We start from the raw sequence: 237 nt of genomic DNA, 5'->3' as shown, positions 1-237 counted from the left end.
CCTTGGCAGGGCGCGCCGGCCGCTGGCTGGCGTGTGCCACCACGGCCCTGGCCCTGGGCGCCGCCAGCGCCCCGAGCATGGCCCAGGACGCGGCCCGGAGCGTGCCGGTCAAGCACGCGCGCGGCGAGACCGCCGTGCCGTCCAACCCGGCCAAGACCGTGGTGCTGGACCTGGCGGTGCTCGACACCCTGCACGCGTTGGGCGTGGACGTGGCCGGCGTGCCCAGCGCCGCCAAGC

The 237-nt window shown here is 78.1% G+C and carries 1 pseudogene; it reads left to right on the top strand.

What is annotated here, in order from left to right:
• Positions 1–2: 2 nt before the first annotated feature.
• Positions 3–237: pseudogene (locus SB771_RS36965) on the top strand (iron ABC transporter substrate-binding protein); the annotation flags it as partial.

The sequence above is a fragment of the Burkholderia sp. SIMBA_051 genome (assembly GCF_046534915.1).
In the GTDB taxonomy this organism is placed as follows: Bacteria; Pseudomonadota; Gammaproteobacteria; order Burkholderiales; family Burkholderiaceae; genus Burkholderia; species Burkholderia ambifaria.
Note: the sequence above shows the minus strand (reverse complement) of the source record. Positions and strands in the feature narration are given on the sequence as shown.